This window comes from Frigoribacterium sp. CG_9.8, assembly GCF_015751965.1.
Taxonomy (GTDB): Bacteria; Actinomycetota; Actinomycetes; order Actinomycetales; family Microbacteriaceae; genus Lacisediminihabitans.
Genome location: NZ_JADOVH010000007.1, coordinates 19,409 through 43,410, shown reverse-complemented (window position 1 = coordinate 43,410; position 24,002 = coordinate 19,409). Strand labels below are relative to the sequence as shown.

Genomic DNA, 24,002 nt, shown 5'->3' with positions numbered 1-24,002 from the left:
TTCAGCCGCGAGCTCCCGCCTGCTTCACCTGCTCATAGGCTGCGAGCGCGACAGTGCGCGACTTCTTCAGGTCCACGATCGGCTCCGGGTACTCGGCGGTGCCGAGCTCGGGAATGTAGCGGCGCTGGTAGATGCCGTTGCCGTCGAACTTCTCGGCCTGCAGCAGGGGATTGAAGATGCGAAAGTACGGTGCGGCATCCGCTCCCGACCCCGCCACCCACTGCCAGTTGCCCGGGTTGCTCGCTTCGTCTGCGTCGACGAGGGTGTCCCAGAACCACTGTTCGCCGATGCGCCAGTCCACGAGCATGTTCTTGATCAAAAAGGATGCCACCACCATGCGCACCCGGTTGTGCATGTAGCCGGTCTGCCAGAGTTCGCGCATGCCCGCGTCGACAAGAGGTATTCCGGTTCGACCCTGCTGCCAGGCGGCGAGGTCACGCGGATCGGGTGTCTGCCACGGGAAGGCATCGAAGTCGGCGCGGAAGTTCTTTTCGTGCAGGTCGGGTGCGTGAAACAGGATGTTCCAGTTGAATTCGCGCCAGCCGATCTCACTCAGGAATTTCGGGGTGTTGCGGCGGGCATCGGCGTCGAGCTCGCCGCGCTGGGTGCGCTGCCAGACCTGGAACGCACTGATCTCGCCGAATCTTAGGTAGGGAGACAGGCGAGAGGTGGGTTTACCGCCGGGTGCATCACGAGCCTGGTCGTAGTGGGCCAGGTCGTTGGCAACGAAGTGCTCTAGTTGCGCTCCCGCCGCTTCCTCGCCGGGAGTCCAGGCCTCGTGGATACCCTCTGCCCAGTCCAGGTTCGTGGGCAGCAGCATCCAGTCGGCGAGCGTATCGCTGGCAAGCCCAGTCACCCCGGACAGCGTCGCGGGTGCCGGTGCGGGCAGTGGCTCGCGGGGAGGCGCGGCGGCGAGGCAGGCTCGCCAGAATGGGGTGAACACGCGAAACGGTGTGCCGGATCCGCTCCTCACCGTCCAGGGCTCGTGCAGCAGGTTGGCCTGGAAACTCTGCACCGTGAGGCCGGCCTCGCGCAGGCCCGACTTGAGTGCTGCATCCACATCCCGCTGCGATCCGCCGTAGCGGCGGTTCCAGAAGACCGCACCGGCACCGCAATCGGCGACCAGCCGCGGTAACTCTGCCGCTGCGGCACCACGTCGCAACACGAAGGTGGCCCCGACGCTGCGCACGGCAGCCGCAAGCGCTTCGAGACTGTGGTGCAACCACCAGCGGCTTGCTGATCCGAGGGGGCGGATGCCGTGGCTCTCTTCATCAAGCAGATAGAGCACGACGACCGGTGCGCCGCGCTCGGCGGCGGCGGCAAGAGCCGGATTGTCGGCGATCCGCAAGTCGTCTCGCAGCCACACAATCGTCGGGTGGTCAGCGGGTTCGCGGGGTTCGGGCATACGCCCAACAGTACGAGACCCCCATGGAAGATTGCCCGTACGGTGTGCTTCCCGACAACCCTGCGCGGCGTTCGAACCGGCTCGCGCGTCGTGCGCACCGGGGCTCCGGGCTAGTGCGCTTCGGCGATTCTCAATCGGTTGCAGAGTTCGGCGAGCACCTCGAGTTCGGCTGTGCTGAGGGTGGCACCCATCCGCTCTGCGATTGATGCCACATGGCTGCGCGCTACACGGCGGAAGAGCTCGAATCCGGCCGGGGTCAGGGTGACGTTCACCCCTCGTGCATCATCTTCGTCGTGGGACTTCGCGAGCAACCCGCGCGTGGTGAGGCGATCGACCAACCGGCTCACGCTGGGCTGCGTGAGCAGCACATGCTGGTTGAGATCCTTCATACGCAATTGCCTGCTCGGCTGACGGGACAGATTAAACATCACGTCGTACTCGTTGAGGGAAATCTCACCCGGAGGAAATTCGCTGTTGAGGTGGCGCATAACGGAGACCTGGGCACGGAACAGTGCCTCCCATGCGGTGACCGCCGTCGCCTTGTCGCTCACGGACATCCTCCCAATCCGGATATAACTCTACGGAGGGGGAGGGCGGATGGCACGCTACCGGGGGCGAAGTTGGATGCCAATAGAACTGCCCATTGTGCGAAACCGGGCGTTAAACAGGACTGAGGGCCGGTTTCAGAGGCAAGAAACCGACCCTCTCCCTTGCACCAAGAGTGTCCTGCAATCACATTCAGCAGAGGCTGCCACAGCAAACAACTTCTGCTCTTGAACTATATAACAGACCGGTAACGGAATGCCAGTTATCCAACCGTTATTTTTCTGGGAAATTGCCAAATGCCTTATTTGACGTCTCGCGTGTTGGCGCTCCGCGTGGCGATTGATGGCGTCGCGTGCGGTGTCATCCAAATCCGCCGAGTGTCACTCTCCACGGCAATGGCATTGTGGAGGCGGCTAATCGGGATCTCGTCTGTCCAGAGTCGTTCGACTTTTCGAGGGGTCTGCTGTCGAGACAATATTTACGAGCTCGCGCGTAAGAGGCCCGTTCATCGGGCTTAAAGCCGGGGCACCCAAACGGGCACTTGCGAAGAAATCGTCGTCTGAATCACAGCCTTGGCGGGGGAGTGTCCGCTCAGCATCCCACTTACGGGCATCTTGTTGGTCGAGGTTTTGACGTGAACTTGACTCCCGGTTCTGTGCTCCTCACGCGTATCTTTGAGCTCTCCTGCGTCAATCTCAAGAGGTTCACCCCAAGAAAAAAAGTCGACATAAAACCCAGGAACGGTCAAGGGCAAGCTTTTGCGCTGGCTCTGCACTGCAGGGCACTGATCTTGCTCTTCCGCTATCCGCAACCGCTGGGTTCTGGGCTTGATTGTGGGGTACCGTGAAGCCACAATCAATGATCGAGTCATAGGGATGGCTGTAATTGACACGGTCACGTGGCGTAGCTGGTGCGGTTGAACAGGCCTGGGTTCCGCTGATAGGTGTGGTGTATTCGAAGAGGCTGGTTCCGATCAAACGAACCATGCTTTATTGCTTGTTTGCCTCACCACTTTTCTTGGCGATCGCGCTTGTAGTCGGCAGGGCGGTGGCGGGTGTTCCCGTATGGCTCGTTATCGCGATTTTTGTCCTCCCGTTCGTTGGTGTGATGGTCGGGTTTGCTCTTCAGCTCAGGCTTGGTTCGCTCATCTCGTCGGACTTGCGAGCTGCAGGCCATCCCGTGCGAGAAGCATGCTTTGTACGGTCGCCGGCCGACTTGGCAGCATGGTCAACCCGCAACGGAATCGCTAGCGAGACAATTGCCGCAGTCGGCGATGGTAGCCAGGGAAACCCCCCAGCCCACATGGCTCCAGACCGGGGGGCTCTCGCTACCCCGACGCATTCGATTCAAAGCGGGGGCCGAGCACTGCCCTCATGGTCGGAGTTGATGGGTGCCGACTATGCGCTTCGCTTTTCATCAATACGACTTTTGTCCATATTCGCAGCCCCGTCACCATTTCTGGTTGTGATTGCGTTGGTCTGCGCGGCCATCAGCGGGGGCAACGTGGAAGAGGCTGCATGTGCAGGAGCTGCCGCGTCGGTTGTCCTGATTTGTGTTGCTGTGGCTCGACTCCAAATGTTCGGGAAAGGCCTCGCGGTGGACCTTGACCGGGCCGGTTATCGTATCAATCGCCCGCCCCTCATCAGGAATAAGGGGTCCTTCATTCTTTGGCAAAACGAAAATCAACTTACCGCTGAAATCATGGCCAGAGTCGGCCACGGCACTGCTCCGATCAAGAAATAGGGCTGCAAGATCCCGCGGCGAAGAGTGCAGAAACATTGCTTGGTGGGCACTCGACAGGGGTAAGAATTTCCTACCAGCAAGCAAGGATCCAGGTCACCTCCCGATAGGCGTTTACGGTTCCACCAGCGGCAATTGCCATCTCGATGGTCGAGTGGCATCGAAGAATCGAGACCAAGCGCAGCCTATTTGCGCAGACCAGGCACCGAATGGCGTTCAGCGGATGTCGTGGTCGGGATTCTGGGCGTCGTAGGCGGTCCGTGACTGTCCGATGCTGTCGCGGTGTTCGAGCGACCAATCTGCGAGTTGTTTCACCAGGTGGGTGAGGCTGCTCCCGGTAGCGGTCAGTTCGTAGGTGACCTGTGCGGGGACGGTCGGGTAGACAGTCCGCGTGACCAAGCCGTCGCGTTCCAGGCGGCGAACGGTGAGGGTGAGCATGCGTTGCGAGATTCCGTCGATCGCTCGTTGCAGTTCGCGGAAGCGTCGAACGCCGGAGGCAAGCTCGACGATGACTAGGACTGACCATTTGTCGCCCACGCGGCTGAGCACATCGCGAATGCCGCAGTCGGGATGGTCTTCATTCCCGCAGGGATCGAGCAAGGCGGTTACTTGGATTAGCCATGAGTGACAGCAAAGTCGCCGACCGCGGCAAATCGAGGGCGAAGCACTTGTGGTGGACCGTACCTTTGGCATTCGTGCTCGGGGTGCCACTTTGGTCAGTGGCTGGACTCACTTGGTGCGGGATAAGTGGATGCACCGGCGGCGGGTTTGGCGTCGATTCGCGCCATGTGAACATCGCTGTGGGTTGCACAATTAGCGCCGGAGTACTCATGTTCGTCGCAATCGCCGCCGTACCGTGGTTTCGCTCAGTCGTTGGGCGGTTGTTTATCGCGTTGGGAATCGGGGCGGCGTACGCGATCCTGGGTGCCGTGATTACCCACTCGCATTAGGCAACGTGATCTTCATCCGTGACGTCGTTCAACCGGCTTCAGGGTCGAAGTCGTGGGCGGACCGTGAGCACCAACCCATTCCCGCTGAGGGTTCCGCTTCTGACACGAGGTCGGCATGCTCGGCGGGTGAAGACTGGGGCAGCGTCGATCGAGTTAGGTTTCTGGCGCGAACTCTTCCGCAATGATTCCCATTGAGGGTGTTGCTCGATAGGCCTCGATGGTCTCGTCAGCGAGGATCTGATCGATCGCATCCTCGGTACCAGCGACATAGACGCTCATCCCATAGATGTCGTTTCCGACCAGCCAAGCCCCGTCAGCTGGGACCCACCACTGTGGGGTGCGAGACCGTGGCGTTTCTTCGACAGATTCGCTGCCATCATCGAGGTCACCGGAGAGAACCAACATCGGTCGGCCCGGGGTGAGCTCAATCGTCACCGCGGGACGAAGATCGTCCTGAAATCCCGCGTATCCTTCCCAAACGAGGAAGAAGCACTCGGCGGGGGTCGTCGTGTGAGCGCGAAGGATCCTGGCCAGGCTACGCGCCGTTTCAGGATCGAGCGACCCTTCATCCGGTCGACCGTTGGATCGATCGTCCGCCACGTCGTACCACTCGGTCGTCGCGTCAACAACGAAGCCTCCGCCTGCGATCGATGCCCACGATGCTCGCGGGGCGACGTCGGATCGTACGGGATTCATCACCCTCACGAATGCCGCACCTTTCAGCGGAAGGTACGCACCAATGGTCCGCTGCTCACCCTGTTGAGCTGCCATCGCTGAAACCACAGGTGGCACGGAAGTGGCCGGGTTCAAAGTCATGCCAGCACTCTACGGTTGGCTCATCGAGAGCACCACCCTCAACCGCCCGGTCATGGTTCCGCCAACGGGCCTGCGTTAGCGCCCGTAGTGGTATCGACATCCGGCGATACGGACTTCGTCATTCTCGACCTTGTAGATCAGGCGATGTTCGTCTGTGATCCGACGTGACCAATACCCGTGGAAGCCGTGCTTGAGGGGTTCGGGTTTTCCGATGCCTTCATTGCCGTTGCGAATAACGTCGCTCAGGAGCGTATTGATGCGCTTGAGAATCTTGCGGTCTTGCGTCTGCCACCAGCAGTAGTCGTCCCAGGCATCCTCGTCCCAGATCAACTTCATTCGTTAAGGTCGTGCTGCGTGCCGTGGCCGGCCTCGAGTCGATCGATCGATCCGAGGAGGCGGCGCGCGTTCGCGGGGTTCTTCAGTAGGTAGGCGGTTTCCTTGAGCGACTCGTAGTCGTCGAGCGAGACGATGACCACGGGTTCGTGTCCTGCACGAGTGATAACAACTTCTTCTCGGTCATCCACCACTGCTGAGAGTGTCTCGGCGTACTTCGCCCGGGATTCTGAATATGTCATGGTGCGCATTGGGATCCTTTCACGTACAGAAAATTGTACGTCACCTTGGTTGCGACTACAAGATGCACCCATAGCTCCACCATCGTCGCGTAAGCCGTTCGGCGAGGGGGAATGTCTGAGGTTGCTTCACAGCGTCCGCTGCGATGAATCGCGTGTGGGCTCATATGCGCATTGCTTATCCGCAGTACGTTGGGTGAGACTCATTTTGAGTCTCGTTGAGGGGGTTTCGATGCGCTCGTCTGCTCCAATTCCAGGCGATCCGTGGCCACACGACATGTCGCTCACCATCGAGGATGACCCACATGCGTTGGTCGACTTGCTGTGGATTCGGCAAGCGTGGAACCTGAATCCGACTGGAGATAATCTGCCTCCGCTCCTCTCCAATTTTTCCACGTCCACGTCCGCGGGTGCCGAAACGCTCCTGTCGGATAAATCTGCTGAGTGGCAGGAAGCATGGCCTTCGATGTGGCTCGCGTGCCTTGAGCATGCGGGCCAGATCCGCGACCCGTCCATGTTTGAGCAGCTTCATCAGACCGAGAACGGATCCGTTGAACGCCTTGATCTGTTGCAGAAGCTTTCCGGCCCGAGTTGGCGTAACAGCTACGGTGACGAGGCCTTCACTGACCATTACCAGACGTGGAATCAGACTCGGTTCGAGATGAGTTCCCAGCGCCACATCCGATCTTGGGATGAAGAACCGGAGCGGGTGACCCTTGCCGCTGTCATCCCGGCATGGCAGTCCGGAATGACCAAAGTAGTCGTGATTCCCTGCGAGGGTACATACAGCCGAGTGATCGGGCAGCACGCCCTGCTTGTGACGGCGGAAACGCGGGCCGACAACGAACGGTACAGCGAAGCTCTCGAGCTGTTCCACTGACCGTTCCGCTTACGGGCGGCCCGGCCTGTCGAAATAGCGCCTCGACCGCGCTCTCGTGAGCACCTGAAAAGCCGTCCGGTGACCGTCCCACGTCCGGGCGGCTCCGTCCGTGACCTGGCGCAGAATCATCCCTCCGCGTGAGCTGAGGAGAGAAGGATGACGATCGACACGAGAACGTCGGAGGTCAGCATTGAAGCTCGTGGTCGACGGTCAGCACATCGCGCCGCGACCTCGTGCCGAGTTCGAAGACACGGTCGCATCGGTCGGCAACCCGATGGTCATGGGTGACAACGAGCAGTGTCTTGCCGTAGTCCTTTTGCAGGTCGAGCATCTCGGTGAGCGCGATCTCCGTCATCGCATCGTCAAGGGCTCCGGTGGGCTCATCCGCAAGGATCAACTCGCCCGGTTTCAGGATGCAGCGCGCAAGAGCGACCCGTTGACGCTCACCTCCGGAGAGCGTCATGACTTTGTCGTGGGCTACGTGCTGCAGACCGAGCCGGCCCAGCAGGTCCATGATCTGGTTCTCTTTCGTTCGCCGCCGCCCTCTCACGCCGTGGAGACTGATCAAGATGTTCTCCATGGCCGTCGAGGCGCTGATGAGGGCGAACGACTGGAAGAGATAGTTGATGTGGTCGCGGCGCAGGGCCGACGCTGCCCGGCCGTTGATACGCGGAAGAGGCGCGCCTCGGAACCGAACCTCGCCGCTGGTTTGTCTGTCAAGAAGTCCGACGATGTTCAGGAGCGTCGATTTCCCGGAGCCGGACGGCCCCACGATCGCGACCGATTCACCGCTGCTGACCTCGAGGTCTACCCGATCCAGAACGGTACGCGAACCGTACTGCTTCGTCAGGTCCTTGATTGCGAGAAGAGTGGTCATAGCCGGTCCGTCCTATTCATTGAGTGTCGTGCTCAGCTGCAGCCGGGAATACCTCCGTGCGAGGAACACGAACACGATGAGTTGAACCGCAAGCATGATGGTGTTTCCCAGGACGGCGCTCCTTGAGAGAGACAGTGCGGCCGCTGTTGTGGCGACGACACCAACCACGCCGATCAATGCGAGGGCGGGTGCGAAGATGCTGACGGATGAATAGCCAAGCATCCGCTTGACGGCCAGGGCTTCTCGATACGTGGTCGAGTACAGCTTCGTGAGCGCCACGAGCATGATCAGACAGAACAGGCTGAGGAAGAGAATCACCGCACCAAAGAGCTGCAGCACGGATTGAATGGTCTTCGTGAGGCCGGCAACGAAATCGCTGACCGGGAGGAACTCGACCTGATTGTCATCGAGGTGGAACGACGCCAGGTATGACGGGTTTGTGTAGCTCGTGGCGGCGTCCACGTCGAGCTTCACGTAGCTGTTCTCCAACCCGACCGCAACCAGGCTCTCGCTTTCGAACGGAACCATGTTCTCCGGCGTGGTGACGAGAATGACGGCGTCGGTGGCGCCTTGGCGCCCGGCCGGATCGGTGCTCCACGAGAACAGTGGCTCCGCCGGACGGTAGCCCTCGAACCTGACGATCCGATCATCGAAGAAGGCTGTGCGGATTGACGGTTCGTAGGAGATGTCGCTCTTCTCCGTCAGCCATCCCCGCATCGCGGCTTGCGCCGAATCGTCCCACGTCTCGGGGATCAGGAACACACGTTCGCCTGCTTGTGCGCGGGCCACGAGATCCGCGTTGACCGTGAAACCTTGTGCGGCGAGGTAGTTCGGAGAAGCGGCGACGTACCAGAAAGGCTGTTCCGGGACAGATGCGTAGACGCCCGACCACGCGTTGAGCACGCTTCGGTCGAAGTGTTGAGTGTTGACCAGGCTCACGCCCGGATCGTCGGCTATCGCGCTGTACCATTCGTAGAAATCGCGTTGGTATTGACCCGACTGCCCGGTGAAACTCGCCTGATCCTGTCCTACGTCCGTGCGGTACAGGATCTGCTGAGCGGCGACGGCCGACCACGATTCGCGTACAGCTGCGAGCGTGCCGGCCTCCTTGATCGGGCCGTCGAGATAGACGAACGTCAGGGTGAAACCGGCCACCGCCACCACATAGAAGCCTGCGAGCACACCGAGCAGCAGTCGCTTCGAGAAGCGTCCGAGGATGGCATCGACTGGTTTGATCGCGATAAGTGCCACCGCCGCGATCGCCACGCACCCGAGCGCGGGGAGAGCCCCGACTATAGCGGCGCTCCAGACCGCACTGAGCATCGTGAGGTTGAGTTCATATCCCGGCGCCATCGCGAGCGTGAGGACCATCGAGAGCCCTGCCGCCACGACGACAGCCACCACCACGGGACGGAAGAGCGAGAACGCAAACCCCCACCGTGATCGTCCGAAAAGAAGATGTACTCCGAGAACACGGAACGCGCGAACAGCTTCGAACACGAGCACAAGAAGCAGCAGCAGTGCTGCGGCGATCACGAAGCCGCCAAGCAGGCCCGCGGTCATCCCACTGTCCGTGTTCTGGCCGCGGAGGGGCGTGAGCATGTGTTCCGAAGAAAGACCCGTCACGGGTTCGAGCGCGCTGGCCAACTGGGTCAACCGCTCCTCGCCCCCTCCCACGACGCGGTAGGTGCCGTTGATCGTGCCCGAACTCTCCACGAGTCGGGCCAGCTGCACAACTGTTATCCGCGGAGCGAACATGAGCTCCGGAACGTCGTGGATCACATCCGCCGCGTTGGCGTCGAGACCGATCGACGCAGCGGGATCGGCGCTGACGAGATCTTCGATCTGGCCGGTGCCGAACAGGGGTGTACCGAGGAGGCTCAGTGCGAGCGACGGCGGAGCCTCGGACGCCGTCGCGACGCCGATGCGCATTCCGGTCAGCGTGCCGTCGGCATCAGCCAGCTCGTGGTCCACCCTGACGACAGCGCTCGTGGGGTCTTCGCTGAACTCGCCGAAAACTGCGAGAACACCGGCCGCACGCTCCTCCGGAACGTTGTAGAGGTAGATCTGAGTCGAACCGCTCGGATACTCCTCGACCTCTTGGAGGAGGATGTTTCCCTGGTTGAGGATGAAGAGCACACTCATGAGCGCGCCGATGATAATCACGAGCGCCGAGCTCGTTATTTTCGACCACACGGCCATGCGTACCCCCGTCAATCCTTCTCGTCGCAGACCCCTCACCGGCCGGCGAATACCGCACGTGCCTCTCACGAATCCGCCCTCTTACGACGGCGACTTCGTGGGAGGCACATTTTCCTGCGCGGAGGACCTAGCCCCGAGCGTTCCAGTACGCCGTCGCCTGGGCCGTACCCACGAACTGCTCAGCGTGCGCTTTCACCCCCGGGCTCTTCCACCCGGAGAAGGTGGTGTTCGCGGTGGCACTGTGCTCGTAGACGCCCGACTGAACGTCAGAGAAGCTCGTCACGCCCCAGATGCGTCCGTAGTCCCAGCTGATCGCGGAACCCTTGTAGTAGACAGTCTGTGCGTTTGCTACCCCCGCGCCTGCCGCCACCAGTGCAGTGGAGAGCAGGACGATCGAGAGTGTTTTTTTCAACGCCTTCATTGTTTCCCCTTTTCCCATCAACTCGAGCGTGACCGACGGTGACGCCCCCCATGCAGCCGTTCCCCTTCAGTCGGAGTCGACAGTCAGCGCCGCGACCCGATCTCAAGCTATAGGAAGGGGCCGATCGCGAAACCCCCCCCCTTTGAGCCAAGCACGCCAAGGACTCGGCTGAAAGACAGATTTGCGAGATTCTCATGAGAATCAATCTCAGGCGAGCCAGGGATGCCAAACTTTGAAGAGCGTGGTCCCCACGGACATGAGTCAGGACGGGCGCACGTCCTGATTCTTCTTTGGTCTGGCCCACGCGCCTCCAGGAGTGTCGGCTCCTGCTTCGCTCAGGGTTCCCTTCTGACACAGCAACGGCGCGCTCGACAATCGGCCCCACTGGCCGCGGATCCGTCGCGCAGGGGGTCCGGCTTGCGGGCCCGTCCGCCCCTGGTTGGGCTAGTGGTTACGACTTACTCGAGCGGCGCTTCGACTTTGAGCTGTTTGACTTGAATGATCGACGAACCGACATCCGAGCTGTGTGACGGCCAAGTTGTGGTCGTAACCACCGAGTAATACCCCGCGGATCGTCAGCAGGGCTCAGCAGATCCGAGCTGAGCCTCGTCTGCGCCACAGCACCCGACGAATGCAGCAGCTTCGCGAGCGCTTGCGGTTTTCCGGGTGGATTGGGCGCGGAGCTCTTGATCGCATTCGCGGAGGGATAAGGACCTTCGAGCTTCGCCGCAGGCGCGAACTGGGGGTGTTGATCATGGATCCCTGAGCCCATAGTTTAGGAAACGGTTAAGGGGAAGTCACATGTTGTCGCTTGTTTATCTGAGCTCGGAGAGTTACCCGTACACAGATAGTGATCTCGCGACATCGCTGACGATTTGGCGAGCGAACAATCAACGACTCGATATCACCGGGGTTCTGCTCTACCGGGACGGTCAAATCCTGCAGCTGCTGGAGGGACCCGAGGACGCTGTCCGCACAATGTTCGCGGTGATAGCTCTTGACCCGCGCCATAAACAGGTTCAGAAGTTGTCGGAAGAAATAATCACTGAGCGCGATTTCCCGAACTGGAGCATGGGCTACCCGCCAGCCATCGACACTCGCACCCCGCACTTGCCCGGGCTGAAACAATATCTTTCATACCTCCGCCGAAATACCCCAAGGGACGGAATTACATCGGTGGCACAAACCGTGTCTACCTCAGGTGGTCGGAAGCCGAGTCTCTAGATACCCGGTGCCACACTCCGCGGTGCGCACCATTCGACTACCCCATCGACCCCTTCGGCTACCGGCGACCCGATCGGGTCGAAGAGCGAGCTTGGGCGGTCCCCTGCCATGGATGGAAACAGTGCCCGCCGCATGTTCCGCTATCGGGCAGCCTCAATGTCGAAATGCACGCTGAAATCGGCTTCGACGAGCACAGTGGAAAGCCGCCCGCTCATCGTCCGGCTTGCGGGCACCGGTGATAGCTAGTTGTCGAAAGAGGCCCGACGAGCGCGTCGAGAGTGGATGGCACGGCGACTCACGACGGGTATATTCCCACCATGGTTATACTCGACTGATGACTGAGACCACGTTTTGGATTTTGACGGCACTTGCTGCGGGGAAGCGGCACGGCTATGCCCTGCTTGGCGACGTCGAGCGGCTCAGCGGTGGGACTGTGAAATTGCGGGTGACAACGCTGTATGCGTCACTGGACCGGCTTGATCGTGACGGTCGCATCCGTTCCGCCGGGGATGAAATTGTTGACGGTCGTGCGCGTCGCTATTACGAGATCCTCGACTCAGGCCGCAATGAACTCGTTGCCGAAGCAGACCGGCTCGCATCCCGGGCCGCGGTCGCGAAAGTGAACGTCAGCCGTGGCAGGTCCGTCCAACAATTTCCCGCTGTCTTGACGGCGACCGTATGACTGCCCACCGACGCCGACGCTATCAGCGCTTGCTGCGTTGGTATCCCGCAAAATGGCAGCGAACCAACGCCGCGGTGGTCCTCGGCACTCTGGAGGAGAACGCAGACAGGCTCGGGCACTCGCGGCCCACTGTCGGAGAAGTGTGGTCGCTGCGCGCCCACGGCATAGCCGAACGGGGAAGCCCTGCTGTGATCATAATCGCGGCAGCATTGGGGCTACTGCTCAATGTTGGGCCCGTCATCGTGTTGCTCTCCGGTGCTGCGGCTGATGATCCGTGGCAAACGGGCTTGCGTGTCACCGCACAGTTTGCCGGCGGGTTTCTCATCAGTACCGCAGCTGGAGCGCTACTGCTGCGCGGCGGCCGCATCGCTGCGGAATCCGCGTTGGCTGCCCTCGCATCATCCGCAGTAGCGTGGGCCCTCGGCGGGGCTGCTCTCGCGGCTTGGGGTGTCGGATTCAACGAAGCAGACGCGGGGACTTCGAGGAGCTGGTTCAGCGATGCGTTCCCCATCCTCGCCGGATGTGCATGGTTTTCGGGCTCCTGCGCCCTGTTCCTCATAGCCCACAGCCTCCTGCGGCCACTTCGCTTGCAAACCCTACGCACGATCCTCTCAACATTGCTTGCGATCCCGACCGCCCTCGCACTTGGTCTCTCGTCGGTGACGCCAACCATCCCGCTACTCGGCGCAGCCGTCGTTCTCGTCGTAGCCAGCTTTCAACTTGGCACGCGACCTACGAGAGCAAAGCGTGTCACCTACCACCGCCAAGCGCTGAATCAGGGACAGCGAACCCGTATCGCTACAGTGGCAGCGATTGCCGCAGTCCTCGGCTTTGGATGCGCCGCATTCGCCCTCATAGGGAGTACCTGGCTCCCGGCAGTGGGCGACGGCACGGACGCCATGCGCGTCGGAATTCTCAGTGGAGCAGTGATCGCAATCATCACCGTCATTGCAGGTGCAGTGGTGCTCGTGAGTCGTCGTGGGCGCGTCGCACTCGCACCGGCCACCGCCGCGATCGGCGCGCTGATCTGCGTCGCAGTCAGCTACTCCCTCAGCATCGACCATGCTGTGGGATGGCCCCTTCTCATCCCGGCTGCAGCCCTGACCGGTTTGACAGGTGGATTGCTCCTTGCACCGGCACTTCCCGGTCCAGCCTTACTTCGAGCATCACTCGTCACGGCTGTCAGCGTCGCGCTTGCCGCCGCGCTCGGTCTCATCGTGATTACCGCGATATCTTTCATCGCTCCGTTCCTGGCCGTCATTCTGGCCGTCAGCATGGCCCGACGACCCCGAGGAATAAAAGTGATACGCAATGTTGCAGGCCCGCTCGGAAAGGAAGGGCTGGAGCAGGCGTCACCGTAATCGCCTCACGGTGGTGGATCCGTTACCGCCTATTCCTACCCCGCTGAAAGTTCCCCTTACGGGCGGACGATACGGACGAAAAGTGGTCCCGAACGCGCTCTCGCGCCGACTGGAAATCCCGCCCGTAGGTCGTCCGTCTTATAGTCGGCCTTTGGTACGCCGGCGCCATGGGATGGCAAGGTCAGAGGCGAGCCTTTCAACGGTTCTTCGCTCCAGCAGAGTCATTTATCGCTTGCGAGCTTCAACCTCTGGCGACTAGCACGAGGAGTGCGGCGCTTGGCCGAGTAGCGGCCTGCTCAGCGGGTCGATCAAGTCATGAGGCGGGCCGACTCCACGTCTATGAGAAGGGATATTTGTTCGAAGGGCGCGACCCCGTAAGAGCAGGGTCTACTCTGCCGACATGGATAAACGCACGTTCGAATCAACCAACGAGACGCCGAACCATGTTCCCCTTCCGGACGATCTGAAGAAGGCTATCCAGTTCGCCGCAAGAAACACTCAAGACCTGTTGATAGAAAGCAAACGAGCGAGCGAACGTCTCGATTTGCTTGTTCGAGAAGCCGCAAGTGCCGGCGCGAGCGCGAGAACTATCAGGAGCGGTGCCGGAATTTCTTCGGATGTAGTCGAAAGAATCGTGGCTGGTAAAGCATCTTGGAGGATCTTCACTGAGAGTTCCGCAAGTTGAGGTTGTTGAGCCGGACGGTGGCTTCTATGACATGGCAGGCGTGAATCATCGATGCCCGTGACGCTGGCTTTCGATAGACGTCCCGGTGAAGGTCCCGCTTGCGGGCCGCGAAAGCTTGGCTTCCGAATAATCGTGAGGCGTGCGACCTTCTTTGGGCAATATGGCCGGGCAGAGACAGGTTCTCTTCCAGTTTCTTCGCTGTGATGCCGGAGGTTGGCCTGTTCCGGTCTGCGTCAGGCGAGGGTGGTGCGGGTGTCGGCGGCGTCGATGAGGTGTTGGTCGTGGGCGGCCACGAGCACGACGATGCCTTCGTCGGCGAGGGACCGCAGCATCTGGATGACGGAGTCCGCGCTTGCACGGTCGAGGCTTGCGGTCGGTTCGTCTGCTATCACGATGGCCGGCTCGAGTAGCAGAGCGCGGGCGAGAGCTACCCGTTGGCGTTCCCCACCGCTGAGCTTGTCCGGGTAACTTCCCGCGCGATTGGCAACACCGAGGCGATCAAGCAGTTCGGATCCTCGGCGCACGAGAGCCTTCGCCCGGCGGGTTGGCACCGCTGGCAGCAGCACGTTCTCCAGCGCAGTGAGTCGAGGCACGAGGATCCCGCCCTGGTCGAGGTAGCCGACGGTGCCGCGCCGGCGCGTGGTGATCTCATCATCCTTGGCACCGTCGAGGGAGGTACCAGCCCAGATCACTTCGCCGAATGTCGGTTGTACGAGGCCGGCGGCGACCCGCAGGATGCTGGTTTTGCCCGATCCGCTTCGGCCGGCCAGGCAGTGCATCTGCCCGGCACCAAGTGTGAGGTTGTAGTCGTCGATGATGGCGAGGGGCTCCTGGTCTGCCCGGTCGTAGTGGATCGTGACGGCACGAAGTTTCAGCGCCGCGACATCCGCAACCAGCGCATCAGCCGCGATCGATGTCTCGATGGTCATTGCGCTGTTGCCTTCCGTCGGACGAACAGAAGAGTGAGGGACGCCACGATCGCCGCCCCTGCTCCGGTAATGAGAAGTGGGATGGTCGCGGTTGACCCGAGGAGTTGCGCACCGCCGTATGTTGCGGCCGTGGCGAGCAGGATCGCCGGGATTGCTACCGTTGCGGCCTCCATACGCTGGGCACTTCGCAGTTCCGGTGCGGTCCAGCCCATCGCCCGCAGCGCCGCCCACTGGGGGGAGCGGCGGGCGAGATCGAGGCGACGGGCGAGTACCGCGAGGATGATCCCGGAGGCCAGAGCGACCGTCCCGAGCACGACCTGAAAGAGGGCAGCCTGGCCGGTGGTGAACTGTGCGAGCAGACTGGCTCCTGCCTGGCGGCGCCCTTCGAGAAACGCATCGGCAAGTCCTGCGGTGGAGAGCGCGACGATGAGCACGGCGACGACCTGGGTAATGGAGGTGAGCAGGTGGATGCGGGCTTGACGCAGTCCGAACGTGCGAGTGCTGCGGCCGCGAAGACGCAGCATCCGTCGCCCGCCGGACTCTCGGACTCGCACCGCACGCGCTGCGGCTCGCGCACCGAAAACCACCGCGACCACCGATGTCAGCACCACAACAGCGACACCGATCGCAGCGATCAGGATTGACACTTGCTGAAGCCCGGACAGGGAAACGGCCACAAGTCCGGCAGCGAGGACGATGAGCGCCCCGGGTATTTCTTCGGCGAACATCCAACGGCGGATATGGCCACGTGTCCAGCCGATCTCACGCATGACGGCAGCTTGGCCGCGGCGGCGCGGGATGGAGGCGAACTGAACGGCGCCGAGCAGCAGCGCCGTCGACCCGAGGGCGATGCCGAGTACGGACAGGGATGCGGTGGAGACAGCGATATCAGCCCGGGCTGCTGCGCCCAGTTCAGACCACTGCTGCGTGAGTTGGCCGAGGCGCCCGACCTTCTGTGTCTTCTCGACGCTGCTCACTCCGAATGCGTAATCGGCGACGCCTAACTTCACATTGGTGGGTGATGACCCGGCGGCGATCGTAGCCTTCAGGCCCAAGTTCTGGATTGCCTGGGTCACTGCGATCACTTTCGATCGAGCGGCTGCGGTGAAGGAGCTGATCCCGGACACGCGGACTCTTACGGCGTTCACGGGAGCTATTTGCCCCCACGCCCCGGCGCTATAGATTGATGCGATCGCGGTGGTCCGAGCGCCGACGATACCCAATCCGGTGACGTTTGGTTTGAGAGTCGCGCCCGTGTCAGTTGTCGAGGCGACCGGTTCATAAGCGCCTAAGGGCACGTAGCTGAGTGACGATTGCGTGTTGATCGCTGAGGAGTCGGAGAAGTCCCCGACGGGCACCGCGAGAGTGCTGTTTTTGTTGTTGGCAAGCATCCTGGTGCCGATATAGGTGCTTTCAAAGCCAGGCTTTTCACCGTCTTTGGATAAAGCGAATGCACTCGCCGGCCAGTTCGCGTAGTCGGGTGATGGATCTTTGAAGCCTTTCGCGCTGAGTTCATAGCCTTGGCCGGCTGCTCTAGACGTACGCCCGGGAGTGCTCACACCCACTGCTTGGAACAGTAAGGCGCTGCTGGACCCAGATGGCGTGGTCTTGTCAAGCATGGTTCCGGGCCACGCTATCGAGGCCTCTGTGCTGACGAAAGGATTCAGCAGCGCGCTCACATCGCTTGTGCTGGTACCGACGAGTTTGCCCGTGTCGCCGCGGGTGAGAGCCTGCGGCAGAAGATACGGCGAGTTGAAGCCGTCCGAGTCTGGGTTAGGCGACGCAGTGCCAAAAGACTCGACTGTGAGTTGCATTGTCAGATCGGTAGACGGTTGCGAAGAGATCAGCACGGGGGCGGCTGGCTGGGTGGGACTGTCTCCGATGACAATCTGTGAGCTTAGGAAAGACTTCGCGTAGCGGTTGTCCGTTGAATTCGCCCAGTCGAGCAGCTGCGCCGACGTCGTCGATCCGGATGGCTTCAACTTCACAAGGGGATCAAGGAATGCGCCTGCCTTGCCGAGCAGCTCCTTCTCGGCTAGGGGGTCGATAAGCGTGATGTGCGCTGTCGCGCTCGGCGTGCCCCTGTTCAGGTCGAAACTCCAAGTCGATGAGCTGGTGTTGTCAGGGCGCGAGATGCTGTCGCCGTTGATGCCCCAGATCCCATTGGCAGGTGCCGCGGCGCCAGGCTTTGTGGTGACCGATTTCAAAGAACCAGCTTCCACGGATTGGTCAATGACGATGTTCTGGTTGTTCTCCGACACGACCCGTGTCCCCAACCCGTCATCGGTGGTGAACGTCGTCGTCAGCCGAAAGGCCTGCGGTGCTTCGGATGCGTGAGCCGCCGCGGTGGCGAGCATCATTTTTATTGTTGACAGCTTAAATCCGGGCACTATGACCTCGCCGACGGGCGCCGCGACGCCAACCCCGTCGAGTGCCCGAATTTTTTCCACGTCATTGAGAGTGAGACTGTGTTGCGCGTTCCCGAGCGAGTTGGGGAGCAGCAGCCCGTCGACATCCGTCGCAGCATCCTTCGCGGTAACAAGAATTTCGTAAGCACCGCGCCAGTTCGCATCAAGGGTCTGTTGCAGCACGATCGCGGCCGCGCTCTGGATTCCGGAGGCCGATAGCGCAACGACCGCCAACAACACCACCGCGATCACTCGGCTACGATCCCGCGAGAGGCGCCGCACCGCACTCGGAACAGCACGCCCGGTCATTCCGGTTCCGCAGCCTTGGACATAAAACCGGAGCCTAGCGCGCACCACCCGTTGACGTGCGCGCCTCGCTGAGGGAACAATGCATCACACCTGCCTGCTCGGCGCAGGAGCGGTACCGACACGCGTAAATGACCCGCACAGCTGCGCCATCGACCCATGGGTTTCGCCGATCAGTATCAGTTGAGCGTCCGGCCTGCCAACCGTCAGACTCGCGCCTGCTTTCTCGCCGGGCTCTCGGGCGGGCTGGGGCGCAAGCTGCTCGGCCAACGCTAGGTTGTGATGATGACCTCGACTCGTCACGCTTATCTTCTTATGGCTGAGTACACGGTGGGCGACAATGTTCTCTGGCAACGATTGGGGAGAACGGATGAAGACGATAGTGAGGTTGTTCAGCTCCTTTCCACGGGTCTTCGCAAGGATCTGAAGAATTGGAACTCAGTCTTCGACATGATCAGCGCGACCGGGTTTAAGTTTTCGAGCGACGAAGTCGAACTTCAGCATCGAATTGACGCCTTCCTTCTCTCAGCTCGTGTGCAGCGAGAGCTCGGCCCCAGCATCGAGATCTGGTGTGCCGCTGGCGGCGGAGACAACTTCTTTGGTGCAGGTGGTCGACACCCGGTGCCAGGCGCCTGGTATCCGCAAATCCTGGTCAGAACAGCCGAGGCAGGAACGGCTTTGTTCGATTGGGCCCCTCGGGCGAAGTCTCCCGTCACTGCTGAGCAAGTACACCTTCGCCCTTCCACAGCCACGAAGCTCGCGGAATGGCGGAGCCAAATGCTTCACGCGACAATGCCGGAACAGATCGGAGGCCTCGCGCACATGGAGGCCCGCGCGATCGGTCTCGAAGTGACGGCGGAGGTACAACAAGACATTGGAATCGGATCAAACGCATTGTTCTTCGGCGGAGGAAATCCCCAAGCGAGCTAAGCCAGGACCATTGAGGATTTAGAGTCCTTAGCTGTAGCACTTGCCGTTCCACTTACGGGCAGCCCGTTAGCCGTCCCACATAAGCCGTGATGCGGGTGATGGAACGGCCCGGGGCGTGGTCGCTCACGCCCCTATCTGTTCAGAAGAAGTCGAGGGCGAAGTGCACTGCTGTCGGGATGAGGAGGGCGTCGGTGTCGGCGGGCAATCGTCATCACCAGTTCATTGTTTGTTCTCCTGAACGTAGGGGTCGGGGCCTTACGTTCGCTAGGCGACCGCAGATTGAGCGGCCGACCGTCGAAAGGATCCACCCCCGTGACCTCAAAACATCCGCTCATTCCTCGCTATGGCAAAGCGCTCGGCGCCGTCGCTGTGAGTGCTCTACTCATTGCCGGATCGGCCACCGCACCGGCACTTGCCGAGGGCAGCGACTCCCCCGACTCGGGAGGACACGCGCACTCAAAGCGGGAGCATGTGCTTCTGCTTTCGGTGGACGGACTGCATCAGAAAGACCTGGACTGGTACATCAAGACCCATCCGCAGTCAGCGTTCGCAGCCCTCGTCGGGAACGGCACCAGCTACACCCACGCCCAGACTCCTGTGCCGTCGGATTCGTTCCCCGGCATGGTCGGACAGGTGACCGGCGGCAATCCGGGCACGACCGGCATCTATTACGACGACAGCTACAATCGTGCCCTGCTGCCCGCTGGCACGACGAATTGCGCCAGTGCAGCCCTCGGAGCCGAAGTTGCCTTCACCGAGGATGCCGACAAGAACCCCCACTCCTTGGATGCCGGAGCGGGACTCGCTGGGCTTCCCGGCAGCATCCTCTCCCTCACCGGACACCCGGAGACGCTGCTCAACCCCGCCGCCCTTCCGGTGGACCCGAAGACCTGCACCCCGGTGTATCCGCACCAGTACCTCAAGGTAAACACGATCTTCGAAGTCGCCAAGGCTGCAGGACTCACCACAGCATGGTCTGACAAGCACCCCGCCTACGAGATTCTGAACGGCCCGTCGGGTAAAGGGATCGACGACTTGTTCACCCCGGAGATCAACAGCGCGGCACCCGCCTCGTACGGCAGTTCCGACTGGACGAAAAACAATCTCGCCACCCAGCAGTACGACGGTTACAAGGTGCAGTCCGTACTCAACGAAATCGGCGGTACCGACCACTCCGGCACGGTGAAGCGACCGGTTCCAGCGATCTTCGGCATGAACTTCCAAAGCGTCTCGACCGCCGAAAAGCTGCCGACCTCAAACGGCCTGACTGGCGGATACCTGGCGGGCGGCGTTGTGCCCGGCCTGCTTCTGAGCAAGGCCCTCGACTATGTGGATGCCGCACTCGGCCGCCTGCAGTTGGCCATCGCCTCTCACGGGCTGGCGAAGCGCACCACGATTATCCTTTCGGCAAAGCACGGTCAGTCTCCGACCGATCCCGCCGCTCTGGTGCGCGTTCCCGACGCACCGATCATCGATGGCCTGAACGCCGACTGGAGGGTCGGTCACCCGACCGCCGCCGATCTCGTGGTCTTCTCGACCAATGACGATGTCATGCAACTCTGGTTGAGCGATCACTCCGCCGGCGCGGCAGCATTCGCGAAAACCTACCTCTCGACACACTCGGCCGCCGGCAACACCATTGCCGGAACGGCGAAGACCGTGGCAGCATCCGGACTCAGCACGATCTACGCCGGAGCTGAGGTAGCGCGGTACTTTGGCACCAGTGAATCGGATGCTCGCTACCCCGATATCTTCGGACTGGTGACCACCGGTGTGGTCTACACCGGCGGAAAGTCGAAGATCGCGGAGCACGGTGGGGCGAGCGCCGACGACCGCGATGTTCCTCTCGTAGTCTCGACGGTCGGCGCCTTCGATGACCGGGACGACAACCAGTCACGCACCGTTGATTCGGCGGTCGAGACGACTCAAATCGCGCCAACCATCCTGAAACTCCTCGGGCTCGACCCGAAGCAGCTGCAGGCTGTTCGAATCGAAGGAACGGACGTGCTGCCCCGGCACTAGAGCGGTTCGGCCGGGACGGTCGACCCGGATGGTCAGCGGATGAGACGCACGGTGTGCTCGGATCGCTAGACCGGGGTCGACTGTCCCGGCGTTTCGGCGCCCGGCGTTTTCGCTATCACTCTGAAGCCGTGGACGTGAGGCTGACGAAGGGTGAATAAGTAGATCAGTAGATCGATGGATCAGGTGCATATTGGGTGGGTCGCGCCAGGTGGCGTCCGCGGTCCACACCTTGGCTTCGGTCCACCGGTCGGATTGGGGTCCTCACGGCGCGTAAAACTGAGGATGTCTGGTTGATCAGGGTAAATAGTGGTTACCACGACAGCTATTGACCATCCCAAGAGGACCTCTCGTAGCGGCAAGTTTTCCATAGATCCACGTCCTCGTCAGCGACCTTCGACGAAACGAAACTCGTGTCGGCCGCCGGGGATGACTGCCAATAGGGCGTGTTCCGTAATCACCTAACCAGCGTCCCATTCACGGTTCCCCTTACGGGCGGCTGATCTGGGCGAAAAGTGGTTCAGAGCGTGCTCTCGCGATGGCGGGTAATACCGTCCGGTGATGGTCCGGCTTGCGGGCACGACTGACGCCTACCGATCAAGCCATCTCAGCTGTTACCTGCCAGCACAGTAGACCCGGCACTGTTTTCATCAAGTACATTCGTTTACCTCGAACGCGGAGTGGCGGGACAGAAGCACGTGGCTTATTCACGCAAGCAGGCTTGTACGATCTGACACACAGTTTCAATGACTGGACAGCTGAAGACAACAAAATATTGAAGGACGTCAGCGGGGTGAAGTCACATTGAACCGTCCCGGAAATCGTGCCGCATTTATTCTGGCGAAAAGACAAGACTCGGGCCAAGAAGTGCCCGGTCAAGGTTCCCCTATCGAGGAGGCCAGTGTGGATTTCTACGAGGGCGCTGGTCGCTACTCCGGCATGAATACCAGTTCAATGGTTGTTTCAAAGTGTTGGGTGAGTTTGAACGCAAGAGCGAGGCTGGGCGCGTAGCGGCCCTTTTCTATTGAGATGATCGTCTGACGGGATACCCCTACAATTTTGGCCAGTTCTTCTTGCGAGTAGCCGTGGCTGCGTCGAAGTGCGGCGATGGAGTTTTTCACTTGTCTTCGTTGACGCTGCGGCGCAGCATTGCATAGCGGATCCAAAACAGGGCAATGCACAGCGCGACTAATCCGTAGACTTCCAGCGCCGTAATGAACTGCTCGTTTATCACCAGCCAGAGACCGAACGCGACCGCTATCACGAGCGCGTATGTGAAGGCGTCGGAGCCAGCGTGCTTCGCGAGTGCGTGTTCGATGCTGTCTGGCTCGGCCGTGCGGTTTTCCTTTTCTAAGTGCTTGCGAACCAGCAAGCTGCCGATGCCAGAGCTGAAGACGATCAACCCGTAGAGAACTGGTGGAAGGAAGGCAAGCTCATTGGGTAGGACGTGAGCCAATGCCCATACGGTCAAAATTGCGATGACCCCACAACCGACAAAAGTAATCCAAGCGCGCATTCCACTCCTACGTAAAGGAAACTGTACATAACAGTAGCATCGGCAATGGTCGACGTAAAGGTATCTTTACTCAGCGGCGGACGAGTGCACAACGTCCGCGAAAGACTCAGTGAAGTCCGCTTACCGCAGTCACCGCTCGCGGACGTGATCGCGGCAGGAGGAACGAAGCACGCCTCTGGCAACACCGGTGACCGTTCCCAAGTGACACAGCGTCCACACGCTTATTCGATGCGTGGAATGGCCGTCGCCCCGTCGCATTGAAGGTTCCGGTCGGGGCAGTATTCATGTACATTTCCAGATTTGGGTTGTACACTTGGGCTATGTCCATCGTTAGCGTCGCGGACGCACGCAACCACCTTTCCGACGTCATCGCTCGCTCACAGAGCGAAGCGGTGTTCATCGAGCGCCGCGGTCAACGTGCCGCGGTGATTGTCAGTCCCGAGCGCTACGAGCGGATGCTCGAAGCGCTCGAAGACTCCGAAGATGTCGTCGCGTTTGACGAAGCGATGGCAGAGGAGGGCCCCAATGTTCCCTGGGCCCAAGTGAAGGCCGATCTGGGCTGGACATGACCTACCAGGTCGAACTGCGTCCTGCCGCGGTTCGTGCGTTGAGGCAAATTGACCATCAGGATCGTGACCGCATTCGCGGCGCGATCGCACTCCTCGGTGAGGATCCACGGCCACCAAGTGCCAAAACACTGCAGGGGCGCTCCGGATTCCGAGTTCGCATCGGGAATTACCGCATCATCTACACGGTCGATGACGACATCCTCGTTGTCGCAGTGATCACGCTCGGTCATCGCAGCAACGTCTACGACCGCTGAGCACCCTCAGGCGGATCCACTTTCCGCGGCGCTGACCTCCTACAGAGGGTTCCCCCATCACGACAGCTGAGTATAACCAGTTATACTTCGATCATGAAGACTGCAATCTCGATCCCGGACCGCGACTTCGAGCGCTTCGAGCGGGTGGCTGGGCGACTTGGAATGAACCGATCAGAGTTCTTCCGCCTCGCTGCTAGTCGCCTCGTCGAAGAGTTGGAAGGAGAAGCTGAGTTGACGGCGCAGGCCAATGCGGTAATCGCACGGGTCGGACAACCATCCGCGGAGAGCCCCTTCCTTCGCGAATCTGAGCGCACGGTGCTCGAGGGATCGGAGTGGTAATCGCCCATGGCGATGTCGTCTGGGTCGATTTCGGCTCTCCGCGAGGTTCCGAACCAGCCAAGCGCCGTCCAGCCGTTGTCATGCAGGAGAACTGGCTGCTTGCCACGGACATTGCGACCGTGCTCGTGGTGCCGCTGACGTCGAATGTTGCGCTCGAGGCCTTCCCTGGCAACGTACTCGTGCCGGTCGACGCATCGGGGCTTGGGCTTGACTCAGTTGCAGTGGTGTCGCAGATCGGTCCGGTCAGCCGGGAGTTCGTAGAACCCTATCCGGTCGGACATGCCCCGAGTTACGTCCTCTCAAGGATCGCCGACGGCATTCGATTGACCTTGGGTATATGAGGCCCGCATGATGCGCGGCGGCTCATGAAA

The 24,002-nt window shown here is 60.9% G+C and carries 26 protein-coding genes; 12 read left to right on the top strand and 14 right to left on the bottom strand.

Annotated features, from left to right (window positions below; all coding sequences use genetic code 11):
* Position 1 precedes the first annotated feature (1 nt).
* From IWX88_RS12890 to IWX88_RS12875, 4 genes are all read right to left on the bottom strand, one after another.
* Positions 2–1,405 carry a deoxyribodipyrimidine photo-lyase gene (locus IWX88_RS12890; RefSeq protein ID WP_196830923.1) on the bottom strand — a complete coding sequence of 468 codons (1,404 nt, stop codon included), beginning with the start codon at positions 1,403–1,405 and terminating at the stop codon, positions 2–4.
* Positions 1,406–1,515: 110 nt separating this feature from the next.
* Entirely contained in the window at positions 1,516–1,962 is a 447-nt protein-coding gene (locus IWX88_RS12885; RefSeq protein WP_196830921.1) for a MarR family winged helix-turn-helix transcriptional regulator, read from the bottom strand.
* 1,438 nt (positions 1,963–3,400) lie between these two features.
* Positions 3,401–3,670, bottom strand: coding sequence for a hypothetical protein (locus tag IWX88_RS12880; protein WP_185204354.1), 270 nt, complete (start codon positions 3,668–3,670; stop codon positions 3,401–3,403).
* Positions 3,671–3,907: 237 nt separating this feature from the next.
* Positions 3,908–4,228, bottom strand: a complete 321-nt coding sequence (locus IWX88_RS12875; RefSeq protein ID WP_185204355.1) for a helix-turn-helix domain-containing protein — start codon at positions 4,226–4,228, stop codon at positions 3,908–3,910.
* A gap of 83 nt (positions 4,229–4,311) precedes the next feature.
* Between IWX88_RS12875 and IWX88_RS12870 the strand changes: the two genes are divergently transcribed.
* Positions 4,312–4,641, top strand: a complete 330-nt coding sequence (locus tag IWX88_RS12870) for a hypothetical protein (RefSeq protein ID WP_196831041.1) — start codon at positions 4,312–4,314, stop codon at positions 4,639–4,641.
* A 153-nt stretch (positions 4,642–4,794) separates the two neighbouring features.
* On the opposite strand, the gene IWX88_RS12865 is transcribed toward IWX88_RS12870, so the two are convergent.
* The 3 genes from IWX88_RS12865 to IWX88_RS12855 all read right to left on the bottom strand — a co-directional run bounded on the left by IWX88_RS12865 (position 4,795) and on the right by IWX88_RS12855 (position 6,041).
* Complete coding sequence (locus IWX88_RS12865; RefSeq protein ID WP_185204356.1) at positions 4,795–5,457, bottom strand: hypothetical protein; 663 nt, start codon at positions 5,455–5,457, stop codon at positions 4,795–4,797.
* Positions 5,458–5,532: 75 nt separating this feature from the next.
* The gene (locus IWX88_RS12860; RefSeq protein ID WP_134380285.1) at positions 5,533–5,793 is read right to left on the bottom strand and encodes a Txe/YoeB family addiction module toxin; all 261 of its coding nucleotides are present in this window, start codon (positions 5,791–5,793) and stop codon (positions 5,533–5,535) included.
* A complete protein-coding gene (locus IWX88_RS12855; protein WP_196830916.1) occupies positions 5,790–6,041 on the bottom strand; it encodes a type II toxin-antitoxin system Phd/YefM family antitoxin in 252 nt (83 codons plus the stop codon). The genes IWX88_RS12860 and IWX88_RS12855 overlap by 4 nt, the downstream gene beginning before the upstream one ends.
* A 454-nt stretch (positions 6,042–6,495) precedes the next feature.
* Between IWX88_RS12855 and IWX88_RS12850 the strand changes: the two genes are divergently transcribed.
* Positions 6,496–6,909: a hypothetical protein gene (locus tag IWX88_RS12850; RefSeq protein WP_196830915.1), complete on the top strand. Its 414-nt coding sequence runs from the start codon at positions 6,496–6,498 to the stop codon at positions 6,907–6,909.
* A 184-nt stretch (positions 6,910–7,093) separates the two neighbouring features.
* On the opposite strand, the gene IWX88_RS12845 is transcribed toward IWX88_RS12850, so the two are convergent.
* The 3 genes from IWX88_RS12845 to IWX88_RS12835 all read right to left on the bottom strand — a co-directional run bounded on the left by IWX88_RS12845 (position 7,094) and on the right by IWX88_RS12835 (position 10,409).
* On the bottom strand, positions 7,094–7,786 hold the full coding sequence (locus tag IWX88_RS12845) for an ABC transporter ATP-binding protein (protein ID WP_196830914.1): 693 nt from the start codon (positions 7,784–7,786) through the stop codon (positions 7,094–7,096).
* 12 nt (positions 7,787–7,798) lie between these two features.
* Positions 7,799–9,988: a hypothetical protein gene (locus tag IWX88_RS12840; protein ID WP_196830913.1), complete on the bottom strand. Its 2,190-nt coding sequence runs from the start codon at positions 9,986–9,988 to the stop codon at positions 7,799–7,801.
* A gap of 127 nt (positions 9,989–10,115) precedes the next feature.
* Positions 10,116–10,409, bottom strand: a complete 294-nt coding sequence (locus tag IWX88_RS12835) for a hypothetical protein (RefSeq protein WP_196830912.1) — start codon at positions 10,407–10,409, stop codon at positions 10,116–10,118.
* A gap of 801 nt (positions 10,410–11,210) precedes the next feature.
* Between IWX88_RS12835 and IWX88_RS14330 the strand changes: the two genes are divergently transcribed.
* From IWX88_RS14330 to IWX88_RS12815, 4 genes are all read left to right on the top strand, one after another.
* Positions 11,211–11,633 (top strand): BLUF domain-containing protein, encoded by a 423-nt coding sequence (locus tag IWX88_RS14330; protein ID WP_196830911.1) that lies wholly within the window; start codon positions 11,211–11,213, stop codon positions 11,631–11,633.
* A gap of 334 nt (positions 11,634–11,967) precedes the next feature.
* The gene (locus tag IWX88_RS12825) at positions 11,968–12,315 is read left to right on the top strand and encodes a PadR family transcriptional regulator (RefSeq protein WP_196830909.1); all 348 of its coding nucleotides are present in this window, start codon (positions 11,968–11,970) and stop codon (positions 12,313–12,315) included.
* 188 nt (positions 12,316–12,503) lie between these two features.
* Positions 12,504–13,676: a hypothetical protein gene (locus IWX88_RS12820; RefSeq protein ID WP_196830907.1), complete on the top strand. Its 1,173-nt coding sequence runs from the start codon at positions 12,504–12,506 to the stop codon at positions 13,674–13,676.
* A 400-nt stretch (positions 13,677–14,076) separates the two neighbouring features.
* A complete protein-coding gene (locus IWX88_RS12815; RefSeq protein WP_196830905.1) occupies positions 14,077–14,361 on the top strand; it encodes a hypothetical protein in 285 nt (94 codons plus the stop codon).
* Between the two features lie 233 nt (positions 14,362–14,594).
* Here the strand turns inward: IWX88_RS12815 and IWX88_RS12810 are convergent, their stop codons facing one another.
* Complete coding sequence (locus IWX88_RS12810) at positions 14,595–15,290, bottom strand: ABC transporter ATP-binding protein (protein WP_196830902.1); 696 nt, start codon at positions 15,288–15,290, stop codon at positions 14,595–14,597.
* Positions 15,287–18,007, bottom strand: coding sequence for a hypothetical protein (locus IWX88_RS12805; protein WP_196830900.1), 2,721 nt, complete (start codon positions 18,005–18,007; stop codon positions 15,287–15,289). Before IWX88_RS12805 ends, IWX88_RS12810 begins: the two co-directional genes overlap by 4 nt.
* Positions 18,008–18,289: 282 nt before the next feature.
* Between IWX88_RS12805 and IWX88_RS12800 the strand changes: the two genes are divergently transcribed.
* Positions 18,290–18,934, top strand: coding sequence for a hypothetical protein (locus IWX88_RS12800; RefSeq protein WP_196830898.1), 645 nt, complete (start codon positions 18,290–18,292; stop codon positions 18,932–18,934).
* Positions 18,935–19,246: 312 nt separating this feature from the next.
* Positions 19,247–20,956 (top strand): alkaline phosphatase family protein, encoded by a 1,710-nt coding sequence (locus tag IWX88_RS12795; protein ID WP_196830897.1) that lies wholly within the window; start codon positions 19,247–19,249, stop codon positions 20,954–20,956.
* Positions 20,957–21,882: 926 nt separating this feature from the next.
* Here IWX88_RS12795 and IWX88_RS12790 read toward each other — a convergent pair.
* Positions 21,883–22,074, bottom strand: a complete 192-nt coding sequence (locus tag IWX88_RS12790; protein WP_196830896.1) for a helix-turn-helix transcriptional regulator — start codon at positions 22,072–22,074, stop codon at positions 21,883–21,885.
* On the bottom strand, positions 22,071–22,469 hold the full coding sequence (locus IWX88_RS12785; RefSeq protein ID WP_196830895.1) for a hypothetical protein: 399 nt from the start codon (positions 22,467–22,469) through the stop codon (positions 22,071–22,073). Before IWX88_RS12785 ends, IWX88_RS12790 begins: the two co-directional genes overlap by 4 nt.
* 320 nt (positions 22,470–22,789) lie before the next feature.
* Here IWX88_RS12785 and IWX88_RS12780 point away from each other — a divergent pair, with 320 nt between their 5' ends.
* The 4 genes from IWX88_RS12780 to IWX88_RS12765 all read left to right on the top strand — a co-directional run bounded on the left by IWX88_RS12780 (position 22,790) and on the right by IWX88_RS12765 (position 23,972).
* Complete coding sequence (locus IWX88_RS12780) at positions 22,790–23,038, top strand: type II toxin-antitoxin system Phd/YefM family antitoxin (protein ID WP_196830894.1); 249 nt, start codon at positions 22,790–22,792, stop codon at positions 23,036–23,038.
* A complete protein-coding gene (locus IWX88_RS12775; RefSeq protein WP_196830893.1) occupies positions 23,035–23,292 on the top strand; it encodes a type II toxin-antitoxin system RelE/ParE family toxin in 258 nt (85 codons plus the stop codon). The genes IWX88_RS12780 and IWX88_RS12775 overlap by 4 nt, the downstream gene beginning before the upstream one ends.
* A 93-nt stretch (positions 23,293–23,385) precedes the next feature.
* On the top strand, positions 23,386–23,631 hold the full coding sequence (locus tag IWX88_RS12770; protein WP_196830891.1) for a ribbon-helix-helix protein, CopG family: 246 nt from the start codon (positions 23,386–23,388) through the stop codon (positions 23,629–23,631).
* Positions 23,625–23,972 carry a type II toxin-antitoxin system PemK/MazF family toxin gene (locus IWX88_RS12765; protein WP_196830889.1) on the top strand — a complete coding sequence of 116 codons (348 nt, stop codon included), beginning with the start codon at positions 23,625–23,627 and terminating at the stop codon, positions 23,970–23,972. The genes IWX88_RS12770 and IWX88_RS12765 overlap by 7 nt, the downstream gene beginning before the upstream one ends.
* Positions 23,973–24,002 lie beyond the last annotated feature (30 nt).

Bases quoted from the DNA above. Each gene is read 5' to 3' on its own strand.
- IWX88_RS12890 (WP_196830923.1), bottom strand. From the start codon at position 1,405: ATGCCCGAACCCCGCGAACCCGCTGACCACCCGACGATTGTGTGGCTG.
- IWX88_RS12885 (WP_196830921.1), bottom strand. From the start codon at position 1,962: ATGTCCGTGAGCGACAAGGCGACGGCGGTCACCGCATGGGAGGCACTG.
- IWX88_RS12870 (WP_196831041.1), top strand. From the start codon at position 4,312: ATGAGTGACAGCAAAGTCGCCGACCGCGGCAAATCGAGGGCGAAGCAC.
- IWX88_RS12865 (WP_185204356.1), bottom strand. From the start codon at position 5,457: ATGACTTTGAACCCGGCCACTTCCGTGCCACCTGTGGTTTCAGCGATG.
- IWX88_RS12860 (WP_134380285.1), bottom strand. From the start codon at position 5,793: ATGAAGTTGATCTGGGACGAGGATGCCTGGGACGACTACTGCTGGTGG.
- IWX88_RS12855 (WP_196830916.1), bottom strand. From the start codon at position 6,041: ATGCGCACCATGACATATTCAGAATCCCGGGCGAAGTACGCCGAGACA.
- IWX88_RS12850 (WP_196830915.1), top strand. From the start codon at position 6,496: ATGTGGCTCGCGTGCCTTGAGCATGCGGGCCAGATCCGCGACCCGTCC.
- IWX88_RS12845 (WP_196830914.1), bottom strand. From the start codon at position 7,786: ATGACCACTCTTCTCGCAATCAAGGACCTGACGAAGCAGTACGGTTCG.
- IWX88_RS12840 (WP_196830913.1), bottom strand. From the start codon at position 9,988: ATGGCCGTGTGGTCGAAAATAACGAGCTCGGCGCTCGTGATTATCATC.
- IWX88_RS12835 (WP_196830912.1), bottom strand. From the start codon at position 10,409: ATGAAGGCGTTGAAAAAAACACTCTCGATCGTCCTGCTCTCCACTGCA.
- IWX88_RS14330 (WP_196830911.1), top strand. From the start codon at position 11,211: ATGTTGTCGCTTGTTTATCTGAGCTCGGAGAGTTACCCGTACACAGAT.
- IWX88_RS12825 (WP_196830909.1), top strand. From the start codon at position 11,968: ATGACTGAGACCACGTTTTGGATTTTGACGGCACTTGCTGCGGGGAAG.
- IWX88_RS12815 (WP_196830905.1), top strand. From the start codon at position 14,077: ATGGATAAACGCACGTTCGAATCAACCAACGAGACGCCGAACCATGTT.
- IWX88_RS12810 (WP_196830902.1), bottom strand. From the start codon at position 15,290: ATGACCATCGAGACATCGATCGCGGCTGATGCGCTGGTTGCGGATGTC.
- IWX88_RS12805 (WP_196830900.1), bottom strand. From the start codon at position 18,007: ATGACCGGGCGTGCTGTTCCGAGTGCGGTGCGGCGCCTCTCGCGGGAT.
- IWX88_RS12800 (WP_196830898.1), top strand. From the start codon at position 18,290: ATGACCTCGACTCGTCACGCTTATCTTCTTATGGCTGAGTACACGGTG.
- IWX88_RS12785 (WP_196830895.1), bottom strand. From the start codon at position 22,469: ATGCGCGCTTGGATTACTTTTGTCGGTTGTGGGGTCATCGCAATTTTG.
- IWX88_RS12780 (WP_196830894.1), top strand. From the start codon at position 22,790: ATGTCCATCGTTAGCGTCGCGGACGCACGCAACCACCTTTCCGACGTC.
- IWX88_RS12775 (WP_196830893.1), top strand. From the start codon at position 23,035: ATGACCTACCAGGTCGAACTGCGTCCTGCCGCGGTTCGTGCGTTGAGG.
- IWX88_RS12770 (WP_196830891.1), top strand. From the start codon at position 23,386: ATGAAGACTGCAATCTCGATCCCGGACCGCGACTTCGAGCGCTTCGAG.